General features: G+C 69.0%; 16 protein-coding genes. 11 read left to right on the top strand and 5 right to left on the bottom strand.

The annotated features are described in order from the left end of the window. Window positions 1-19: 19 nt before the first annotated feature. The 5 genes from AC5Y5B_RS01110 to AC5Y5B_RS01090 are packed head-to-tail and all read left to right on the top strand — an operon-like array spanning window position 20 to window position 3,754. On the top strand, window positions 20-565 hold the full coding sequence (locus tag AC5Y5B_RS01110) for a sigma-70 family RNA polymerase sigma factor (protein WP_112632661.1): 546 nt from the start codon (window positions 20-22) through the stop codon (window positions 563-565). 30 nt (window positions 566-595) lie between these two features. Beyond that, window positions 596-1,315 carry an anti-sigma factor family protein gene (locus tag AC5Y5B_RS01105; protein WP_112632660.1) on the top strand — a complete coding sequence of 240 codons (720 nt, stop codon included), beginning with the start codon at window positions 596-598 and terminating at the stop codon, window positions 1,313-1,315. An 8-nt stretch (window positions 1,316-1,323) separates the two neighbouring features. Continuing rightward, window positions 1,324-2,541, top strand: coding sequence for an FAD-dependent oxidoreductase (locus tag AC5Y5B_RS01100; protein WP_500002827.1), 1,218 nt, complete (start codon window positions 1,324-1,326; stop codon window positions 2,539-2,541). 23 nt (window positions 2,542-2,564) lie between these two features. Then, complete coding sequence (locus tag AC5Y5B_RS01095; protein WP_500003788.1) at window positions 2,565-3,131, top strand: DUF4389 domain-containing protein; 567 nt, start codon at window positions 2,565-2,567, stop codon at window positions 3,129-3,131. Further along, a complete protein-coding gene (locus AC5Y5B_RS01090) occupies window positions 3,128-3,754 on the top strand; it encodes a class I SAM-dependent methyltransferase (RefSeq protein ID WP_500002825.1) in 627 nt (208 codons plus the stop codon). The genes AC5Y5B_RS01095 and AC5Y5B_RS01090 overlap by 4 nt, the downstream gene beginning before the upstream one ends. Here the strand turns inward: AC5Y5B_RS01090 and AC5Y5B_RS01085 are convergent. Together AC5Y5B_RS01085 and AC5Y5B_RS01080 are read right to left on the bottom strand one after the other, a co-directional pair. Then, a complete protein-coding gene (locus AC5Y5B_RS01085; RefSeq protein ID WP_500002823.1) occupies window positions 3,741-6,245 on the bottom strand; it encodes an ABC transporter permease in 2,505 nt (834 codons plus the stop codon). The two genes, AC5Y5B_RS01090 and AC5Y5B_RS01085, sit on opposite strands and share 14 nt — an antisense overlap. Further along, complete coding sequence (locus tag AC5Y5B_RS01080) at window positions 6,242-6,937, bottom strand: ABC transporter ATP-binding protein (RefSeq protein WP_112632656.1); 696 nt, start codon at window positions 6,935-6,937, stop codon at window positions 6,242-6,244. Before AC5Y5B_RS01080 ends, AC5Y5B_RS01085 begins: the two co-directional genes overlap by 4 nt. A gap of 125 nt (window positions 6,938-7,062) precedes the next feature. Here AC5Y5B_RS01080 and AC5Y5B_RS01075 point away from each other — a divergent pair, with 125 nt between their 5' ends. The 5 genes from AC5Y5B_RS01075 to AC5Y5B_RS01055 are packed head-to-tail and all read left to right on the top strand — an operon-like array spanning window position 7,063 to window position 12,024. After that, a complete protein-coding gene (locus AC5Y5B_RS01075) occupies window positions 7,063-8,805 on the top strand; it encodes a thiamine pyrophosphate-binding protein (protein WP_500002821.1) in 1,743 nt (580 codons plus the stop codon). Then, window positions 8,786-9,433, top strand: coding sequence for an SRPBCC family protein (locus tag AC5Y5B_RS01070; RefSeq protein ID WP_112632654.1), 648 nt, complete (start codon window positions 8,786-8,788; stop codon window positions 9,431-9,433). Before AC5Y5B_RS01075 ends, AC5Y5B_RS01070 begins: the two co-directional genes overlap by 20 nt. Before the next feature lie 4 nt (window positions 9,434-9,437). Beyond that, window positions 9,438-10,448: a 3-oxoacyl-ACP synthase III family protein gene (locus AC5Y5B_RS01065; RefSeq protein WP_112632653.1), complete on the top strand. Its 1,011-nt coding sequence runs from the start codon at window positions 9,438-9,440 to the stop codon at window positions 10,446-10,448. Further along, complete coding sequence (locus AC5Y5B_RS01060; RefSeq protein ID WP_112632652.1) at window positions 10,448-11,500, top strand: pyridoxal phosphate-dependent aminotransferase; 1,053 nt, start codon at window positions 10,448-10,450, stop codon at window positions 11,498-11,500. The genes AC5Y5B_RS01065 and AC5Y5B_RS01060 overlap by 1 nt, the downstream gene beginning before the upstream one ends. Before the next feature lie 17 nt (window positions 11,501-11,517). Next, window positions 11,518-12,024 (top strand): MarR family transcriptional regulator, encoded by a 507-nt coding sequence (locus AC5Y5B_RS01055; RefSeq protein ID WP_500002815.1) that lies wholly within the window; start codon window positions 11,518-11,520, stop codon window positions 12,022-12,024. Here AC5Y5B_RS01055 and mmsB read toward each other — a convergent pair. Genes mmsB through AC5Y5B_RS01040 form a run of 3 tightly spaced genes read right to left on the bottom strand, consistent with a single transcriptional unit; the run spans window position 12,021 to window position 15,645 of the window. After that, on the bottom strand, window positions 12,021-12,920 hold the full coding sequence (gene mmsB / locus AC5Y5B_RS01050; RefSeq protein WP_500002812.1) for a 3-hydroxyisobutyrate dehydrogenase: 900 nt from the start codon (window positions 12,918-12,920) through the stop codon (window positions 12,021-12,023). The two genes, AC5Y5B_RS01055 and mmsB, sit on opposite strands and share 4 nt — an antisense overlap. Before the next feature lie 13 nt (window positions 12,921-12,933). Next, on the bottom strand, window positions 12,934-14,112 hold the full coding sequence (locus tag AC5Y5B_RS01045; protein WP_500002810.1) for an acyl-CoA dehydrogenase family protein: 1,179 nt from the start codon (window positions 14,110-14,112) through the stop codon (window positions 12,934-12,936). Between the two features lie 12 nt (window positions 14,113-14,124). Then, window positions 14,125-15,645 (bottom strand): CoA-acylating methylmalonate-semialdehyde dehydrogenase, encoded by a 1,521-nt coding sequence (locus tag AC5Y5B_RS01040; RefSeq protein WP_500002807.1) that lies wholly within the window; start codon window positions 15,643-15,645, stop codon window positions 14,125-14,127. A gap of 100 nt (window positions 15,646-15,745) precedes the next feature. On the opposite strand from AC5Y5B_RS01040, the gene AC5Y5B_RS01035 reads away from it, so the two are divergent. Further along, a complete protein-coding gene (locus AC5Y5B_RS01035) occupies window positions 15,746-17,161 on the top strand; it encodes an NAD(P)-binding protein (protein ID WP_500002805.1) in 1,416 nt (471 codons plus the stop codon). Window positions 17,162-17,186: the final 25 nt, after the last annotated feature.

Raw genomic sequence — 17,186 nt, 5'->3', positions numbered from 1 at the left:
CCCGGCAGGAGGTGATCGAGTGGCTCGTGTGGCTGGCACGTGGCGCGCTTCCGGGGCTGCCGAGGCCGCCCTGATGAAGGCGCTCTATGACGAACACGCCGCAGTTCTGTGGCGCTATGCGCTGCGGCTGACGGGGGACGCGAGCCAGTCCGAGGATGTGGTCCAGGAGACGCTGCTGCGGGCATGGCAGCACCCCGAGGTCGTCGGGGACACCGAGCGCTCGGCGCGGGCCTGGTTGTTCACGGTGGCCCGCAACATGATCATCGACGACCGGCGCAGCGCGCGGTTTCGCAACGTCGTCGGTTCCACAGACGTATCGGGTGCGCCCGAACAGTCCACGCCGGATGAGGTCAATGCGGCGCTGGACCGGTTGCTGATAGCGGACGGGATGGCCCAGTTGTCCGCCGAGCACCGAGCAGTGATCGAACGGTCCTACTACCGCGGATGGACCACCACGCAGATCGCTGCGGACCTCGGCATCGCCGAGGGAACAGTGAAGTCGCGACTACACTATGCCGTGCGGGCGTTGCGACTCACTCTGCAGGAACTTGGAGTTACCCGATGAGGGGCTCCGAATGCTTGAGGGGTGACGGAGATGGATGAAATGAGGACGCCGGTGCAGGATGTCGGCCCTCCCGAAGACCGCTACGCGATGTGGGATGCCGCATACGTGTTGGGATCGTTGTCGGCCGCGGAACGCCGCGAATTCGAGACGCATATGGCGCGCTGCCCGGCTTGCCGGGAGGCCGTCGCCGATCTCAGTGGCGTGCCGGCCCTGCTGTCACAGCTTGACCGTGCCGAGGTGGCCGCGATCGACGAATCCGGTCCGGCCCCGGAGATGTCTCCACAGTTGCTGCCGTCCCTGCTGGCGACGGTTCGTTGGCGGCGGCGCCGCACCCGGGTGGTGACCTGGGTGGCGTCGGCGGCGGCGGCCGCGGTGCTGGCCATCGGGGTGTTCGTCGGTCTCGAGGGGTGGTCGTCGACTCCGTCCCAGCAGGTGACCGCTTCGTCGGAGCCGATGGCTCAGGTGGGCACCACCCTGCTCACGTCGACGGTCGCGGTCAGCAGCCAGCACTGGGGGACGTCCATCAACCTGCGCTGCGTGTGCCTGGCACCGCTCAACGCGCACCACGACACGCTCGCCATGGTCGTGGTGGGTCGCGACGGCAGCCACACGCGGTTGGCGACATGGGTGGCCGTGCCCGGCCACACCGCGTCACCGGCGGGCGCCATCTCGACCCCGGTCGACCAGATCGCCGCCGTGCAGGTGGTTGCCGCCGACAGCGGCCAAGTGCTCCTGCAACGCTCGCTATAGGGGATCGCGTGTTCGGCGCCGCGCGTTCGCTCCGGGTGCTCGTGGTGGGCGCCGGTGTCGCCGGCATCTCCGTCGCTCGGGGCTTGCTGCGCGACGGACATGCCGTCACCGTCTTCGAGCAGCGGCCCGATGTGCGCGCGGCCGGCGGTGCGGTGACGATCTGGTCCCACGGCGAGACGGTCCTGCGTCAGCTGGGCGTCGACATGGACGGTGCCGGCCGGCCACTGGCCACCGTGCGGGCGGTGACGCCCGCGGGTCGCAGGGTCGGCACCCTCGACGTGACCGCGATGGTGCGGCGACTGGGTGCGCCCATCCGGATGGTTCCGCGTCGCGTCCTGCTGGATCGGCTCCTCGAGGGGTTTCCGGTCGAGCGCATCCGGTGTGACTCCCGCGCGATCGGGTTGGCGACGACGGTGGACGGGGTCAGCGTCGAGTTCGACGACGGCACGGTCGCCGAGGGGGACGTGCTGATCGGTGCCGACGGTCTGCACTCGCTGGTGCGCGAACATGTTGGCGCACGAGGCGCAACGCCCACCGGCTGGTGCAGTTGGCAGGGTCTGGCCACGCTGCCGGAGATCGCGGATTCCGATGCCGCACTGATGATCATCGGCGGGCGCGGGAACCTCGGCCTGTGGCCGGCCGGCGGCTCCGACGTGCAGTGGTGGTTCGACCTGCCCTGGTCGTCCGACTTCGTCAGGCCGCAGCGTCCGATCGAGATGATGCGGTCGCACTTCTCGGGATGGTCCGACTCGGTCGATCGGGTGCTCGCCACCCTGACCGACGACGATCTGGCCCGCTCGCCCTTCCCGCATTTCCGGCATCCGATTCCGCACGCGGGTCAGGGCCCGGTGACGCTCCTCGGCGACGCCGCGCACACGATGCCGCCCACCCTGGCGCAGGGCACCAACCAGGCGTTGCTCGACACCATGGTGCTGTGCAAGGCGCTGTCGGACCTCCGAGGTGCGACAAATCTTCGCGGCGACGATGTTTCGCGCGCCCTGCGGTGCTACGAGAAGACCCGGCGGCGCAGGGTCATGGCCGTGTCGTGGGCGGCGTCGCTGCCGGTGTCGCACGGTGAGCGCGTGCTCAGGCCGGCCGCACTGATCTCGGACCGGCTACAGACCTCGGCGCTGACGACGTTTCTGCGCTGCACGAGTCATCGCCGGATGTCCGCTCACATCAGCCGAAACTTGGGGGTAATGGCGAAGATCCCGTCAAGCCCGTGACGGAAAAGGCCGAATCCGTAAGGGTGCGGGGCGATTTCGATGCGCCCTCGCGCTGGCTTTGGTTGTTCAAGTGGTGTGTGCTGGCCCTGCCGCACTACCCCATCCTGATTCTGCTCTACCTGGTGTATCCGTTCTCGACCGTCGCCGCGGGCGTGGTCATCCTGTGCACCGGGCGGTATCCGCGGCCGCTCTTCGACTTCAACGTCGGGGTGTTGCGCTGGTCGTGGCGCGTGATGAACTACCGGTTCCCGATGAACAGCACCGACAGGTACCCGCCGTTCACGCTCGCGGCCCGGCCCGACTACCCGGGTGATCTTGCGGTCGACTATCCGGCACGCCTGAAAAAGTGGGCGGTGCTGGTGAAGTGGCTGCTGGCGATCCCTCAGGTTCTGCTGTGCTGGTCGATGGAGGCGCCGCTACAGGTGCTCTGCGTCATCGGCGCGGTGACGTTGTTGTGCACCGGAACTATCCCGCAGGGCATCTTCGATCTGCTGATGGGCATCGTGCGCTGGCGCTATCGGGTGGCGGTGTACGTGTCGTTGATGCGCGACGAATATCCGCCGTTCCGAATGGATCTGGGCGGCCGATGACGCTTCGGCAATGCCTGTTCCCGTATGTCTATCGATTCGGCCAGCCGGTTTTCGACCGGTTGTTCTACCACCGGTACCGGCGGGCCGCCCTGAGCAACGCGACCGGCCGGCTGTTGATGCTCGGCCTGGGGCCGGGAAACGACCTGAGGTTTCTGCCCACGGCGGTGACGTCGGTCGCCGCCGTGGAACCCGGCGCGCCGTTTCGGCGGATGGCGCGCCGGCTCGCCGAACGCTGTGGCATCGCCGTCGACATCGTCGAGGGGGTGGGTGAGTCAATTCCCTTCCCGGACAACTCTTTCGATTCCGTACACATCGGGCTGGTGTTGTGCTCGGTCGACGATGTGGCGGCCACCCTCCGCGAGATCCGGCGGGTCCTGGTCCCCGGGGGCAGGCTGGTGGTCCTCGAGCACGTGCGCGGGGACGGCGCGACGGGCCGGTTCCAAGACCTGATCGCCAGGCCCTGGTCGTGGCTGGCCGGCGGCTGCGAGCCGAACCGGCGAACCCTCGACGCGATTGCCGCGGCCGGGTTCGACACCACCGCGCTGCGCAGCATTCCGCGAACGCCGGTGCCCTTCCCGTGCAAACCCCATCTGCAGGGATTCGCCGTCCTCACTCGACGGTGACCGCCTCGATGATGGACAGGCGCGCCGCGCGGCGCGCCGGCGGCACCGAGCCGAGCAGGCTGATCGTCAGCGCCCCGAGGGTGAAGGCGAGCGCGAGCGGGCTCAGCCGAAAGCCGACGGCGAAATTCATGATGTCCCCGCTGATGCGGCTGAATAGCCACTGGTCGGTCAATCCGAGCGCAAGCCCCAAAACGCCGCCCACAATCCCGATTCCGGCCGCCTCGGCCAGCACCATCCGCAGGGTGAACCGCCGGCTCGAGCCCATCGCCCGCAGCACGCCGATTTCGCGGCGGCGTTCGATCACCGACAGCGTCAACGTGTTGAGCAGGGCGACCGCGGCCACCGCCACGACGATGATCCACACCGCGTTGGCGATGAACATGCTCTGGTGCAGCGGGGCCTGCAGCCCCGCCAACGCCGCGGCACCGTCGTACACGTGGTCCGGCGCCGGCACCGCCGCGCGAACGCCGGCCAGCAAGCGCTGCCGGCTCACGCCGGGCGCCGCGTCGACCTGCAGCGTCGTTGCCGCCGGGCGATCGAACCACGCCCGCAGGTGATCCAGGTCGATCCCGACCGTGCCGATGACCGTCGAGAAGAACGGCACCAGGGCCAGCACGGTCGTCTCCCGTGGGCCGTGCGGCGTCTGCAGCCGCAACTGGTCACCGGCCCGGGCGTGCAGGATCGCGCCCAGATTCTGCGTGAGCACCACGCCCCGGCCACCGAGCACCTCGGAACGCACTCGTTCATCGAGCGCGCGGAACAGCGCATCGTGACTGCCGGTGGAGAACCCGTCGAGCAGCACCCGGGTGCCGCCGACGACGGCGAAACCGAACGCGCCCTCGGTCACTCGTGCCACGCCCGGGAGGGCGGTGATCTTGCCCGAAAGGCCTTGTGGCAGCGCGTCGGTGGGGTAACTGTCCGGGGGGTCGGCGCTCACCCAGACGTCGGTGTCGGCGACCGGCGAGAAGATGGCCCGGGCGGATCGGATCATGTCGGCGTTCGTACCGGTGATCACGACGGTGGTGAGCACCCCGATGAGCACGGTCATCACCGTCGCCCACACGCGCCGCGGCGCCCGCTGAATCGTCGCCGCCGCGAGTGCCCCGAACGATCCGAACGTGCGCGCCGTGGCCGCCGCCGCGTTGACGATGGGCCTGGTGAGCGCGAATCCCAGGGCGATCTGCGCGCCCAACAAGGCGGCCATCGCGACGACGGCGTAGCTGCCGCGCTGACCGGTGACGAGCACCGTCGCCGCCGCGATCACCGCAACGGCACCGACCCCACAGCCGATGCGCAACCACCGGGGCACGACGTCGGCCGCCGAAGCCCCGACCGGCGCCAGCGCCTCGATGGGCGAAACCTTGTACACCTGACGGGCCGCCATCGTCGAGGCCGCCACGCTGGTGAGCACGGTCACGGCCAGCGCCAGCGGCAGCGCATAACCGGGCAACCAGTATTCGACGCGGGCTTCGAGCCCTTGGGTCATCGCGGGGGGCAGTCGGCGAATCGCTATGCGGCCCGCCATGATTCCCATCGCGGACCCGATGGCCCCGCCGATCAGCCCGAGAATCGCGGCCTCGGCGAGCATGTCGCCGACAATGGCGACGCGCCGACCGCCGATGGCCCGCAGCATCGAGATGACGGGCCGTCGCTGGGTGATCGCCATCGTCATCGTGGTGTAGATCAAAAACGCGCCGACCACCAACGCGACCGCGGCGCCCAGCAGGGCCATGTAGTTCATCAGCCTGACCCCGTCACCGGCCCGGGCCGCCCGGAAGCTGGGGGCCGCCACGATCGCGCGACCGTTCACCGCGCCGGTGACCGCGGCGCGAACGGCTCCGAGGTCGGCGCCGGGGGTGGTGGTGATCAGTATCGAGTCGAGTTGACCGGTGCGGCCGGTGGCGTTCTGCGCCAAGGCAAGTGGGGCCAGCACGTAGTGCCCGCCGTTGAGGTTCGCGTACTGCTTGCCCGCGAGCACGTCGGTGACCGTGACCGACGCCGAACCCAGTTGGAATTCCTGACCTTTCGCATAGCCGACGCCGGGCCCGACCTGAACGCCGGACGGCGTCGAGGACAGCGCCTGCACGGGCCGGGAGACCGCGTCCTTGAGCGCGCCGCCCAGGGCGGCGGTCCTTGCATCCGCGCCCAGCAGCAGCACGAGGCCCGACGGCGTGGTCGCCGACGCCCGAATCATCGGCGCCGCGGTGGCCACGCCCGGGACGGCGGCCACCTCGGCTGCGATCTTGTCGGGGAATCCGGCGTCGGTAATGCCGGACACCTCGAGCGCCGCAACGCCCGCGATCCCGTCGGACAGCCGGCTGACCGACCCGGTGATCGACCCGAAGATGCCGAATACCGCCACCAAATACATTGCAGACACGGCCATTACGGCGATCGATGCGACCGTGCGGCGCCTGTGCACGGTGAGCTCGCGCAGGCTGAATACCCGCAGCCTGCTCGCCGTGGCGGTGATGGCGGATCCGGGTTTCACCCGGCGACCGCCATCACGTCCGAACCGACCCGGCCGTCCTGCAGGGTGATCACCCGGTCGGTGGCCGCGGCCGCGTCGGCGTTGTGGGTCACCATCACCACCAGCCGGTCGCGAGCGTCCTCGTGCGCCACCTCGGCCAGCAGCGCCAAAATGGACGCTCCCGTCGCCGAGTCCAGGTTGCCCGTCGGCTCGTCGGCGAGAATCAGCGGGGGATTCATCATCAACGCGCGCGCGACCGCGACCCGCTGCATCTGGCCGCCGGACAGCTCGGCGGGCCGGTGCCGGGTCCGGTCGCCGAGCCCGACGCGCTCGAGCAACCGGATCGCCTCCGGCTTGGCGCTGCCGAGCCGGACACCGTCGAGCAGTTTGGGAATGGCCACGTTCTCCCACGCCGACAGCGTCGGCAGCAGGTTGAAGAACTGAAAGATGAAGCCCACCCGGTGGTGGCGGAACCGCGACTGTTGCTCGTCGCCGAGTCGCCCGATCTCTTCGCCGTCGAACGTGATCGACCCGGAATCGGGGGAATCCAGCGCCCCGAGCAGATGCAGCAGCGTGCTTTTCCCGGCGCCCGAGGGCCCGACGATCGACACGAACTGCCCGTCCGCGAGCCGCAGGCTGACCTCGTCGAGTGCCCGCACCGTGTGACCGCCGACCCGGTACTCGCGCACCACGTTGCGCAGTTCGATGGTCATCTCAACACCACGATGGCGACCGGCGAACGGTTCATGGCGGCAATGAACCAGCCGGGCATCTACCTCGTTTCTTCGCAAAAGGGCAAATATCACGGCCCTTTGCGGCGTCAGGAGAACGTCAGCGCATGCTCGGCAGGTACCGGGTGGCCGACCACATCGTCGGGCACCTCGCGGCAATCGGAGTCGACCACCTCTTCGGTGTGGACGGCGCCAACATCGAGGACGTGTACGACGCCGCCCACTTCCGGCCCGGCATCGACGCCGTCCTGGCCAAGCACGAGTTCTCCGCGGCCACCATGGCCGACGGGTACAGCCGCGGCGGGGCCGGCCTGGGTGTGGTGGCCGCGACCTCGGGCGGGGGAGCGCTGAACCTGGTCGCCGGGCTGGGCGAGTCGCTCGCCAGCCGGGTGCCGGTGCTGGCGTTGGTCGGTCAGCCCGCCACCGCCATGGACGGCCAGGGCAGCTTCCAGGACACCAGCGGCGCAAACGGATCGCTGAACGCCGAGGCGCTGTTCTCGGCGGTGTCGCTGTTCTGTCAGCGGCTGCGGACACCCGCCGACATCGTCGCGTCGCTGCCTCGCGCGATCGCCGCGGCACGCACCGGCGGCCCCGCGGTCCTGTTGCTGCCCAAGGACATTCAGCAAGCAACCCTGGAGTGCGGCCAGGGCGGCAGGCCGGTCGAGGGTCAGCGCCCCATCGGCAATCCGGACTCGATCGCCGAAATGCTGCGCGACGCCAGCGGCCCGGTGACCATCATCGTCGGGGAGCAGGTCGCCCGCGACGACGCCCGCGTCGAACTCGAAGCCCTGCGCGCGGTGTTGCGCGCGCGGGTGGCCACCGTGCCCGACGCCAAAGACGTCGCCGGCACACCCGGCCTCGGATCGTCGTCCGCGCTCGGGGTGACGGGCGTCATGGGCCACCCGGGTGTGGCTGAAGCGGTGGCCAGCAGCGCCGTATGCCTGATCGTGGGCACGCGCCTGGCGGTCACCGCGCGCACCGGGTTGGACGACGCTCTGGCGGCGGTGCCGACGGTGTCGCTCGGGTCTGCGCCGCCGTATGTCGCATGCCCGCACGTGCACACCGACGACCTGCGCGGCTCGCTGCGCATGCTGACCCTGGCGCTCTCGGGTCCGGGACGGCCCGCGAAGGTGCGGGTGCCGGGCGCGCTGCGGCCCACCGAGCTGGCGCCGCCGCCCTTCGCCGGGCCGGGCGTGCGGTACCGCGACGCCATGGCCGTGCTGGACGGCGTCCTGCCCGACGGGGCCGACATCGTGGTCGACGCCGGCAACACCGGCGCCGCCGCCATCCACTACCTGCCGGCGCGCCGCGGCGGCAGGTTTGCCGTCGCGCTCGGGATGGGCGGGATGGGCTACAGCTTCGGGGCGGGGATCGGAATGACTTTCGGGCGTGCCAGCAGTGGCCGGCCCGGCGGCCGCACCGTCGTGATCGCCGGGGACGGCGCGTTCTTCATGCACGGCATGGAGGTGCACACCGCGGTGCAGTATCGGCTACCGGTGACGTTCGTCCTGTTCAACAACAACGCGCACGCGATGTGTGTGACCCGCGAGCAGTTGTTCTATGACAACCTGTACAGCTACAACCGTTTTCGCCCCAGCCGGCTGGGCGCAGGGCTGGCGGCGATGTTCCCGGGCTTGACGTCGGTGGACGTCAACGACGTCGATGGGTTCGCGGCGGCCATGGGCGCCGCCCTCGGCATCGACGGTCCGGCGGTGGTCAGTGTCGAGTGCAACGCTGACGAGATCCCGCCTTTTGCGCCGTTTCTCGCGGCGGCACCCATCAAAGGTGCTGTCGCGAACCATATTTCGCTTGCTAAGGAGAACCAGACCAATGTCGCTGCCAGCGCTTGAGGACATCCCCGACCTGATCGACGGGGTCACCCGCATCGAAACCAGTCCCAGGGAGAAGGCCACGCCCATCATCATGGACATGATGCGGTCGGTATACCCGCACGATCAGGTCTTCGGGCAGTACTGCACCGTCAACGATTACGTCGACTGTCCACCCGACGAGTTGTATGAGTACATGGCCGACACCCGCAGCCTGGAGGAGTGGACCTACAGCCTGCGCGGATTCACGCCCACCGACGAGCCCGGGCTGTGGCTGGCCCACGATCGGCTCGGCTCGGAGACCGAGATCTACACCCGCACGGTCGCCAACGCGCAGGCCCGGACCGTGGACTACCACTGCGCCTGGGATCAGGGCAAGCACCTGTGGATGATCTATCTGATGCGCGTCGTCGACGCGGCGGTGGTCCTCGATAAACCGGGATCGGTTGTGCTGTGGACGAATTGCCACCACCCGTTCTACGACCACAACCCCTATCCGGAGACCGCGCCCGCCCAGCGCCCGGTGTGGGTCGGCGACTTCTGGGACATGTTCGGCGCCGGGCATTACCTGGAGCTGCGCAACCTCAAGGCGATCGCCGAGTACCGCCACCGCAACGGGCTGCCGGTGACGCCGGTATGGATGAGGTGACACCATGAGCGTCAGCCTGATCGATGTCTCCACGTACCTGCCGGGCGAGCGGATCCCCGCCGACTACTATGCGCGGTTCGCCGAATCCGACGACCTGCGTGAGAACGTGATGTTCCGCGCGCCCAAGTTCCGCCATCACGTCGGCGCGGACGAGAGTTCCATCGACATGATCGAACGTGCGACCCAGGGCCTGATCGAGCGGCATGGTCACGACGTCATCGAAGGCGCCGACGTGCTGATCACCCACACCCAGGTGCCCGACATGGCGTTCTACGGCCAAGGCGGTGGCATCGCGCACCGGCTGGGCATGCGACCGTCGTGGGTGCTCGACCTGAACAACGGCGGCTGCGGCGCATTTGTCTTGGCGCTCAACGTCGCCCGCAAACTGCTGGCCGCGGGCGAAGGGCACACCGCGCTGATTGCGATCGCGCAGAACGCGGCCGGTCAATTCTTCGACCAGCCCACGATCCGGCGCAAGGCGCAGTCCGCGGTGCCCGGCGACGGGGCCGCGGTGGGACTGGTCACGGTGGGCGACCAATCGCCCATCTTGGATATCGAGTGCCGCAACTACGGCGAGTACGCGGGCGAGATGACGCTCTCCTACGACCCGCCCCGCAAGTGGTGGCAGGCCGGGCCCGGCGAGGGCAGCATCGGCTTCACCGAAAGCAAGATCACCAAGGTGCTGGCCCGCGGCAACCGGCAGGTCCCCGAGGTGGCGCTGGCGGTGTGCGATCGAATCGGGTTGGCCGCCAAGAACATCGACCTGCTGGTCACCAACCAGCCGAACCGGGCGTTTCTGCGCAACTGGCGCGACGCGCTCGAGGTGCCGCAGTCGAGACACCTCGACACCTTCGATGAGTGCGGCAACCTGTTCGGCGCCGGCATCCCGATCAATCTGGACCGCGCCATATCCGACGGTCGGCTCGCGGCCGGGGACGTGGTGCTGATGGCGGCCTTCGCGCATGCCGGCGACTTCGCCGCCGCCGCCGCGGTGCGCTGGGGTGGGCGGGGCTGATGCACCGCGTCCCGGGCCTGATGGACGGCGGGATCTGCGAAGCGCTGCCCAGCGCGGTGGATCCGTTTGCCCTGTCGCTCAACGAGAATCCGTTTCCCCCGCTGCCGGCGGTCCGTTCGGCGCTGATCCGGTCCGTTGGCGCGGCGAACCGGTATCCGGAGTTCCTGCCGGAACGGTTGCGCGACGTGATCGCCGCCCACATCGGTGTGTCCGCGGACCGGGTGGTGCTGGGTGCGGGGGCGACGGGTGTCGTGTTGCAGGCGTTGCGTGCGCTGACGTCGCCAGGTGACACGATGGCGATGTCCTCGCCGACGTTCGACGGCTATCCGATCGTCGCGCAGATGGCGCGGCTGAATCCGTCGCTCGTCCCGCTCGACGAGCGCGGCCACAACGACCTCGGCGCGCTGGCCGACGCGGCCGGGCAGGCGCGGGTGGTGGTGGTGTGCCGGCCGCACAACCCGACTGGCACCATCGAGCCCACGGCCGCCGTGTTCCGGTTTCTCCGCCGGGTGCCGCGCGACACCGTCGTGCTGCTCGACGAGGCCTATATCGAGTTCACCGCGGCCGAGCACCGTTTCGACGTGGCGGCGTTGGTCGCGCGCTTTCCCAACGTGGTGGTGGTGCGGACCTTCTCCAAGGCCTACGGCCTGGCGGGGCTGCGGATCGGTTACGCGGTGGCGTCGGCCGAGCTGGCCCGGATGCTGTGGTCCCAGCAGTTGCCGTTCGGCATCGCGATCACCAGTTTGCTTGCGGTGGCGGCGTCCTATCACGCGGAAGACGAACTGCTGCGCCGCATCCGGTTGATCACCGCCGAACGCCGCCATCTGCGGAAGCGCCTGAGCGCGATGGGGATCGACACCACCGACGCGCATGCGAATTTCATGTATCTGCCCTGCCGCGGTGGGCAGTGTCGGCCGTGGCGTGAGGTTTTCGGCGACAGCGGCCCCCGGGTGCGGTATTACGCCGACGGTGGCGCGCGGATCACCGTGGGCAGCCGAGCGTCGACGACGGCGGTGCTGTCGGCGCTGGGAAAGGCCACACCCGGGCGCTAAGTGCGGTAAGAAGGGGCGTGGCGCAATCACAACCGGACAAGCGCGATCCGATCGCCGCGGCGCGCGCCAATTGGGAGCGATCCGGGTGGGGTGACGTGGCACCGGGCATGGTGGCGGTGACCTCGGTGATGCGCGCGCACCAGATCCTGCTGGCGCGGGTCGAGACCGCGCTGCGCCCCTACGACCTGAGCTTCTCGCGGTACGAACTGCTGCGGCTGTTGGCGTTCAGCCGGACCGGGGCGCTGCCCATCACCAAGGCCTCCGACCGGTTGCAGGTCCACGTCACCAGCGTGACGCACGCCATCCGGCGGCTGGAGGCCGACGGACTGGTGCAACGGGTACCGCACCCCACCGACGGGCGCACCACGCTGGTGCAGATCACCGACCTGGGCCGCTCCACGGTCGAGGACGCCACCGTCACCCTCAACAAGCAGGTGTTCGCCGACATCGGGATGACCGACACCGAATCGCAGAGCCTGGCGGCGAGCATTGAAACGTTGCGGCGCAACGCCGGTGACTTCTAGCCCGGTAGTTCTTTGCTGCCGCGCAGCATCTCGATGACCGCGCTGAAATCCTTGTCGGCGTGGGCGGCGGCGAATTTCGCGTAGATCTCGGCGGCGTGGGAGCCCAGCGGCGCCGCCGATCCGGTGGAGGACACCGCATCCATCGCCAGGCCCAGGTCCTTGTTCATCAGCGCGGCGGCAAAACCCGGCTTGAAGTCGTTGTTGGCCGGCGACGTCGGAACCGGGCCGGGCACAGGGCAATTGGTGTGCACGGCCCAACAGTTTCCGGTCGCCCCGGTGATGACGTCGAACAGCGACTGCGCGGACAACCCCAGCTTCTCCGCCAGGATGAACGCCTCGCCGATCGCGATCTGCTGCACCGCCAGCACCATGTTGTTGCACACCTTCGCGGCCTGCCCGGCCCCGGCCGCGCCGCAGTGAATAATCTTGCCCGCCATGGGTTCCAGCACCGGCCTCGCGCGTTGCAGGGCGTCGGCGTCACCGCCGACCATGAACGCCAGCGTCCCGGCGACGGCACCCTTGACCCCGCCCGAGACGGGCGCGTCCACCTGCGCGACGCCGTTCGACTCCGCCAGCGCATTCACTTCGCGGGCGTCGTTGACCGAGATCGTCGAGCTGTCGATGAACAGGGCGCCGGGTCGCGCGGCCGGCAGGATCTCCGCGTAGCAGCGCTTGACCAGCTCCCCGTTGGGCAGCATGGTGACGACGACGTCAGCCCCGGCCACCGCGTCGGTGGCGCTGCCGAATGCGGTGACGCCGGCCTCCGTCGCCGCGGACAACGCCGCGGGCACCGGATCGAATCCACGCACCGCATGTTTGGCCGCAACGAGATTCGCCGCCATGGGGCCGCCCATGTGGCCCAGGCCCAGGAAGGCCACCGTCAGGTGCTCGGTCATCTCCACGACCTTTCTATACGGTTGCGCGGACCCGTGCGGCTTCGGCCCGGCCGATGACCACCCGCATGATCTCGTTGGTCCCTTCCAGGATTCGGTGCACCCGCAGGTCGCGGACGATCTTTTCCAGACCATACTCGCGCAGGTAGCCGTAGCCGCCGTGCAGCTGCAGGGCTTTGTCGGCGACCTCGAAGCAGGTGTCGGTGACGTAGCGCTTGGCCATCGCACACAACTCGACCTTGTCGGGATCGTTCGTGTCCAGCGCGTTGGCCGCCCGCCACAACATCATTCGCGATGTCTCGAGACCGGTGGCCATGTCGGCCAGGGTGAACCGGATGGTCGGTTCGTCGAGCAGGGACGACCCGAACGCCTGCCGATCGCGCACATAGGCTCCGGCCTTGTCGGCGGCGGCTTGGGCGCCACCGAGCGAACACGCGGCGATGTTGAGCCGGCCGCCGTTGAGCCCGTTCATCGCGATGCCGAACCCGGCGCCCTCGCCGTCGGCGCCGCCCAGCATCGCGTCGGCCGGCACCCGGACCCCCTCCAGAATCACCTGGGCGGTGGGTTGGGCATGCCAGCCCATCTTCTCCTCGAGGGATCCGAAACTCAGTCCCGCGGTGCCCTTTTCGACGACGAAGGCGGAAATGCCGCGCGGGCCCTCATTGCCGGTGCGGGCCATCACCACGTACACGTCCGAGGCGCCCGCGCCGGAGATGAACTGCTTGACGCCATCGAGCACATAGTCTGCATTTTTTTCGGGGCCCTGTTTGACGGCGCGGGTGCTCAACGCGCTGGCGTCGGACCCGGCGCCCGGCTCGGTGAGGCAGTAGCTGGCGATGACGTCCATGGATGCCAGCCGGGGCACCCAGTCCTTGCGCTGCTCGGCGGTGCCGAACGTATCGAGCATCCACGCGCACATGTTGTGAATGGACAGGAATGCGGCGGTGGTCGGGTCGGCGATGGCGAGCTGCTCGAAGATGCGGACCCCGTCGAGGCGGCGTAGCCCGCTGCCGCCGACGTCGTCACGACAGTAGATCGCCGCCATGCCGAGTTCGGCGGATTCGCGCAGCACGTCGACCGGAAAATGTTTGGCCGCATCCCATTCCAGGGCGTGCGGCGCGAGGCGCTTGGCGGCGAACGCGGCGGCCGTCTCGGTGATCACCCGTTCGTCGTCGTCGAGGGTAAAGGAAGCCATGAATCAGCCGGCCTAATCCATTGTGGGAATGACGAACTCGGCGCCGTCCTTGATGCCGGACGGCCACCGCGACGTCACGGTCTTGGTCTTGGTGTAGAACATGATCGACGAGGGGCCGTGCTGGTTGAGGTCGCCGAAGCCGGAACGCTTCCAGCCGCCGAAGGTGTGGTAGGCCACCGGCACCGGGATCGGCACGTTGACACCGACCATGCCGACCTGCACGCGCGAGACGAAGTCGCGGGCGGCGTCGCCGTCGCGGGTGAAAACCGCCACGCCGTTGCCGTATTCGTGCTCCGACGGCAACCGCAGGGCCTCCTCGTAATCATGCGCGCGCACGATGCACAGCACGGGCCCGAAGATCTCGTCGGTGTAGATCGACATGTCCGGGGTGACGTGGTCGAACAGGGTGGGGCCGATGAAGAAGCCGCCTTCGAGGTTGGCGTCGCCGAAGGTCAGGTCGTCGCTGGCGCGGTCGCGGCCGTCGATCACCAGCTCGGCGCCCGCGTCGACGCCCTGGGAGATGTAGTCGCGCACCCGCGCCACGGCCGCTTCGGTCACCAGCGGGCCGTAGTCGGCCTTGGGGTCCAGGCTGTGGCCCACGCGCAGGTTGTTGATCCGCTCGATGAGGCGGGCGCGCAGCCGGTCGGCGGTCTTGTCGCCGACCGGGACCGCGACGCTGATGGCCATGCAGCGCTCGCCGGCGCTGCCGTACCCGGCGCCGATCAGCGCGTCGACGGCCTGGTCCAGGTCGGCGTCGGGCATCACGATCATGTGGTTCTTGGCGCCACCGAAGCACTGTGAGCGCTTGCCGGTGGCCGCGGCCCCGGCGTAGATGTACTGGGCGATGTCGGAGCTGCCGACGAACCCGACGGCCTGGATGTCGGGGTGGTTCAGGATGGCGTCGACGGCCTCCTTGTCGCCGTGCACGACCTGGAACACGCCCGGTGGCAGCCCGGCCTCCAAGAACAGCTCGGCGAGCCGGACCGGGACCGACGGGTCACGCTCGCTGGGCTTGAGCACGAAGGCGTTGCCGCAGGCCAGCGCCGGGCCGGCCTTCCACAGCGGGATCATCGCCGGGAAGTTGAACGGGGTGATGCCGGCGACCACACCCAGCGGCTGGCGCAGCGAGTAGACGTCGATGCCCGGCCCGGCGCCCTCGCTGTACTCGCCCTTGAGCAGGTGGGGGATGCCGATGCAGAACTCGATGACCTCGATGCCGCGCTGGATGTCGCCCTTGGCGTCGGCCAGCGTCTTGCCGTGTTCGCGCGACAGCAGCTCGGCCAGCTCGTCGACTGACTGGTTGACCAGCTCGATGAAGCGCATCATCACCCGGGCTCGCCGCTGCGGATTCGTTGCCGCCCAACCCTTTTGGGCCTCAACTGCCGATGCCACCGCGGCGTCGATGTCGGCCTGGCCGGCCATCGGCACGGTGGCCTGCACGCTCCCGGTGCTCGGGTCGAAGACGTCGGCGCTGCGGCCGGACTGGCCGGCGGTGCGCTGCCCGTCGATGAAGTGCGGAATCTGTGTGGTCATGGGGCCCTCGGGTGTGGTTGAGCGCTTAAGCGGATACTTGCATATCCTAGTAACGCGGTTCGGGCGTTGGCAAGGTGGGAGCGGGCTAGCCTGACAGCTGATGCACACCATCGCGGCCGACTATCTGGTGGTCGGCGCGGGCGCCATGGGCATGGCGTTCACCGACACGCTGGTCTCCGAGACGGAGGCCCGCGTCGTGGTGGTCGACCGCCACCACGCCCCCGGCGGGCACTGGACCATGGCCTACCCGTTTGTGCGACTGCATCAGCCCTCGGCGTTCTACGGCGTCAACTCCGCCAGGCTCGGCAGCGACACCATCGACCAAGTCGGTTGGAACAGGGGCCTTTACGAACTGGCGACCGCCGGCGAAATCTGCGCGTACTACGACCGCATCATGCGCCGCGAGTGGTTGCCGACCGGGCGGGTCAGCTACTTCCCGATGAGCGAATACCTCGGTGACTGCCGGTTCCGCACGCTGGCCGGCGCCGATTACACCGTCGGCGGGACGTGCCGCGTCGTCGACGCCACCTACATGCGGGTCACGGTTCCGGCGATGCGCCGCCCCCCGTACGAGGTGGCCCACGGCATCGCGTGCGTCCCGCCCAACGACCTGCCCCGCCTCGGCCCGTACGAGCGCTACGTCGTCGTCGGGGCCGGCAAGACCGGAATCGACACCTGCCTGTGGCTGCTCGGTCACGGCGTCGAACCGGATCGGCTGACCTGGATCATGCCCCGGGATTCGTGGCTGTTGGACCGCGAGACGATGCAGCCCGGCACGTTGTTCGCCGACAAGCTCAAGGCCAGTTTCACCGCACAGCTGCGCGCGATCAACGACGCGGCCTCGGCGCAGGATCTGTTCGCGCGTCTCGAAGACGCGGGCGTGCTGTTGCGGGTCGACCCGGCGGTCCGGCCCGCGATGTATCGCTGCGCGACCGTCACTCGGCTCGAACTCGAGCAGCTGCGGCGCGTCACCGACGTGGTGCGCATGGGTCACCTGGTGGCCGTCGAGGCGGGCAGGCTGATTCTCGACGGCGGCACCGTGGCGGTCAGCGGCGACGAACTGTACATCGACTGCACTGCGGACGGTGCCGAAAAGCGTCCCGCCACACCCATTTTCGACGCCGCAGGCATCACGTTGCAAAGCGTGCGCGGCTGTCAGCAGATCTTCAGCGCTGCGCTGATCGCGCACGTCGAGGCCGCGTACCGCGACGACGCGGTGAAGAACGAGCTGTGTGTGCCGCTGCCGCATCCGGACACCGACCTCGACTGGTTGCGGCTGGCGCTGGCCGACTACACCAATCAATTGCGCTGGTTCGACGACCCGGAGCTGATGTCGTGGCTCTCCGCGGCGCGCCTGGATCTGTTCGGCCATCTGATCGGCCACCTGCTGCCGGCGGCGTCGGCGAAGCCGCGGGTGCGCGAGCGGATACTGAGCATCGCCAAATCCGTGTTCTCGGCCACCGCCACCAAGCTCGACCAGCTCATGGCCGCCGAAGCCGCACTCGCTGCGCCCTGACCCGTGTAACCCGAGTCGATATTCA

Source organism: Mycobacterium sp. NGS33, assembly GCF_059812885.1.
This window is presented reverse-complemented; position numbering and strand designations above follow the sequence as displayed.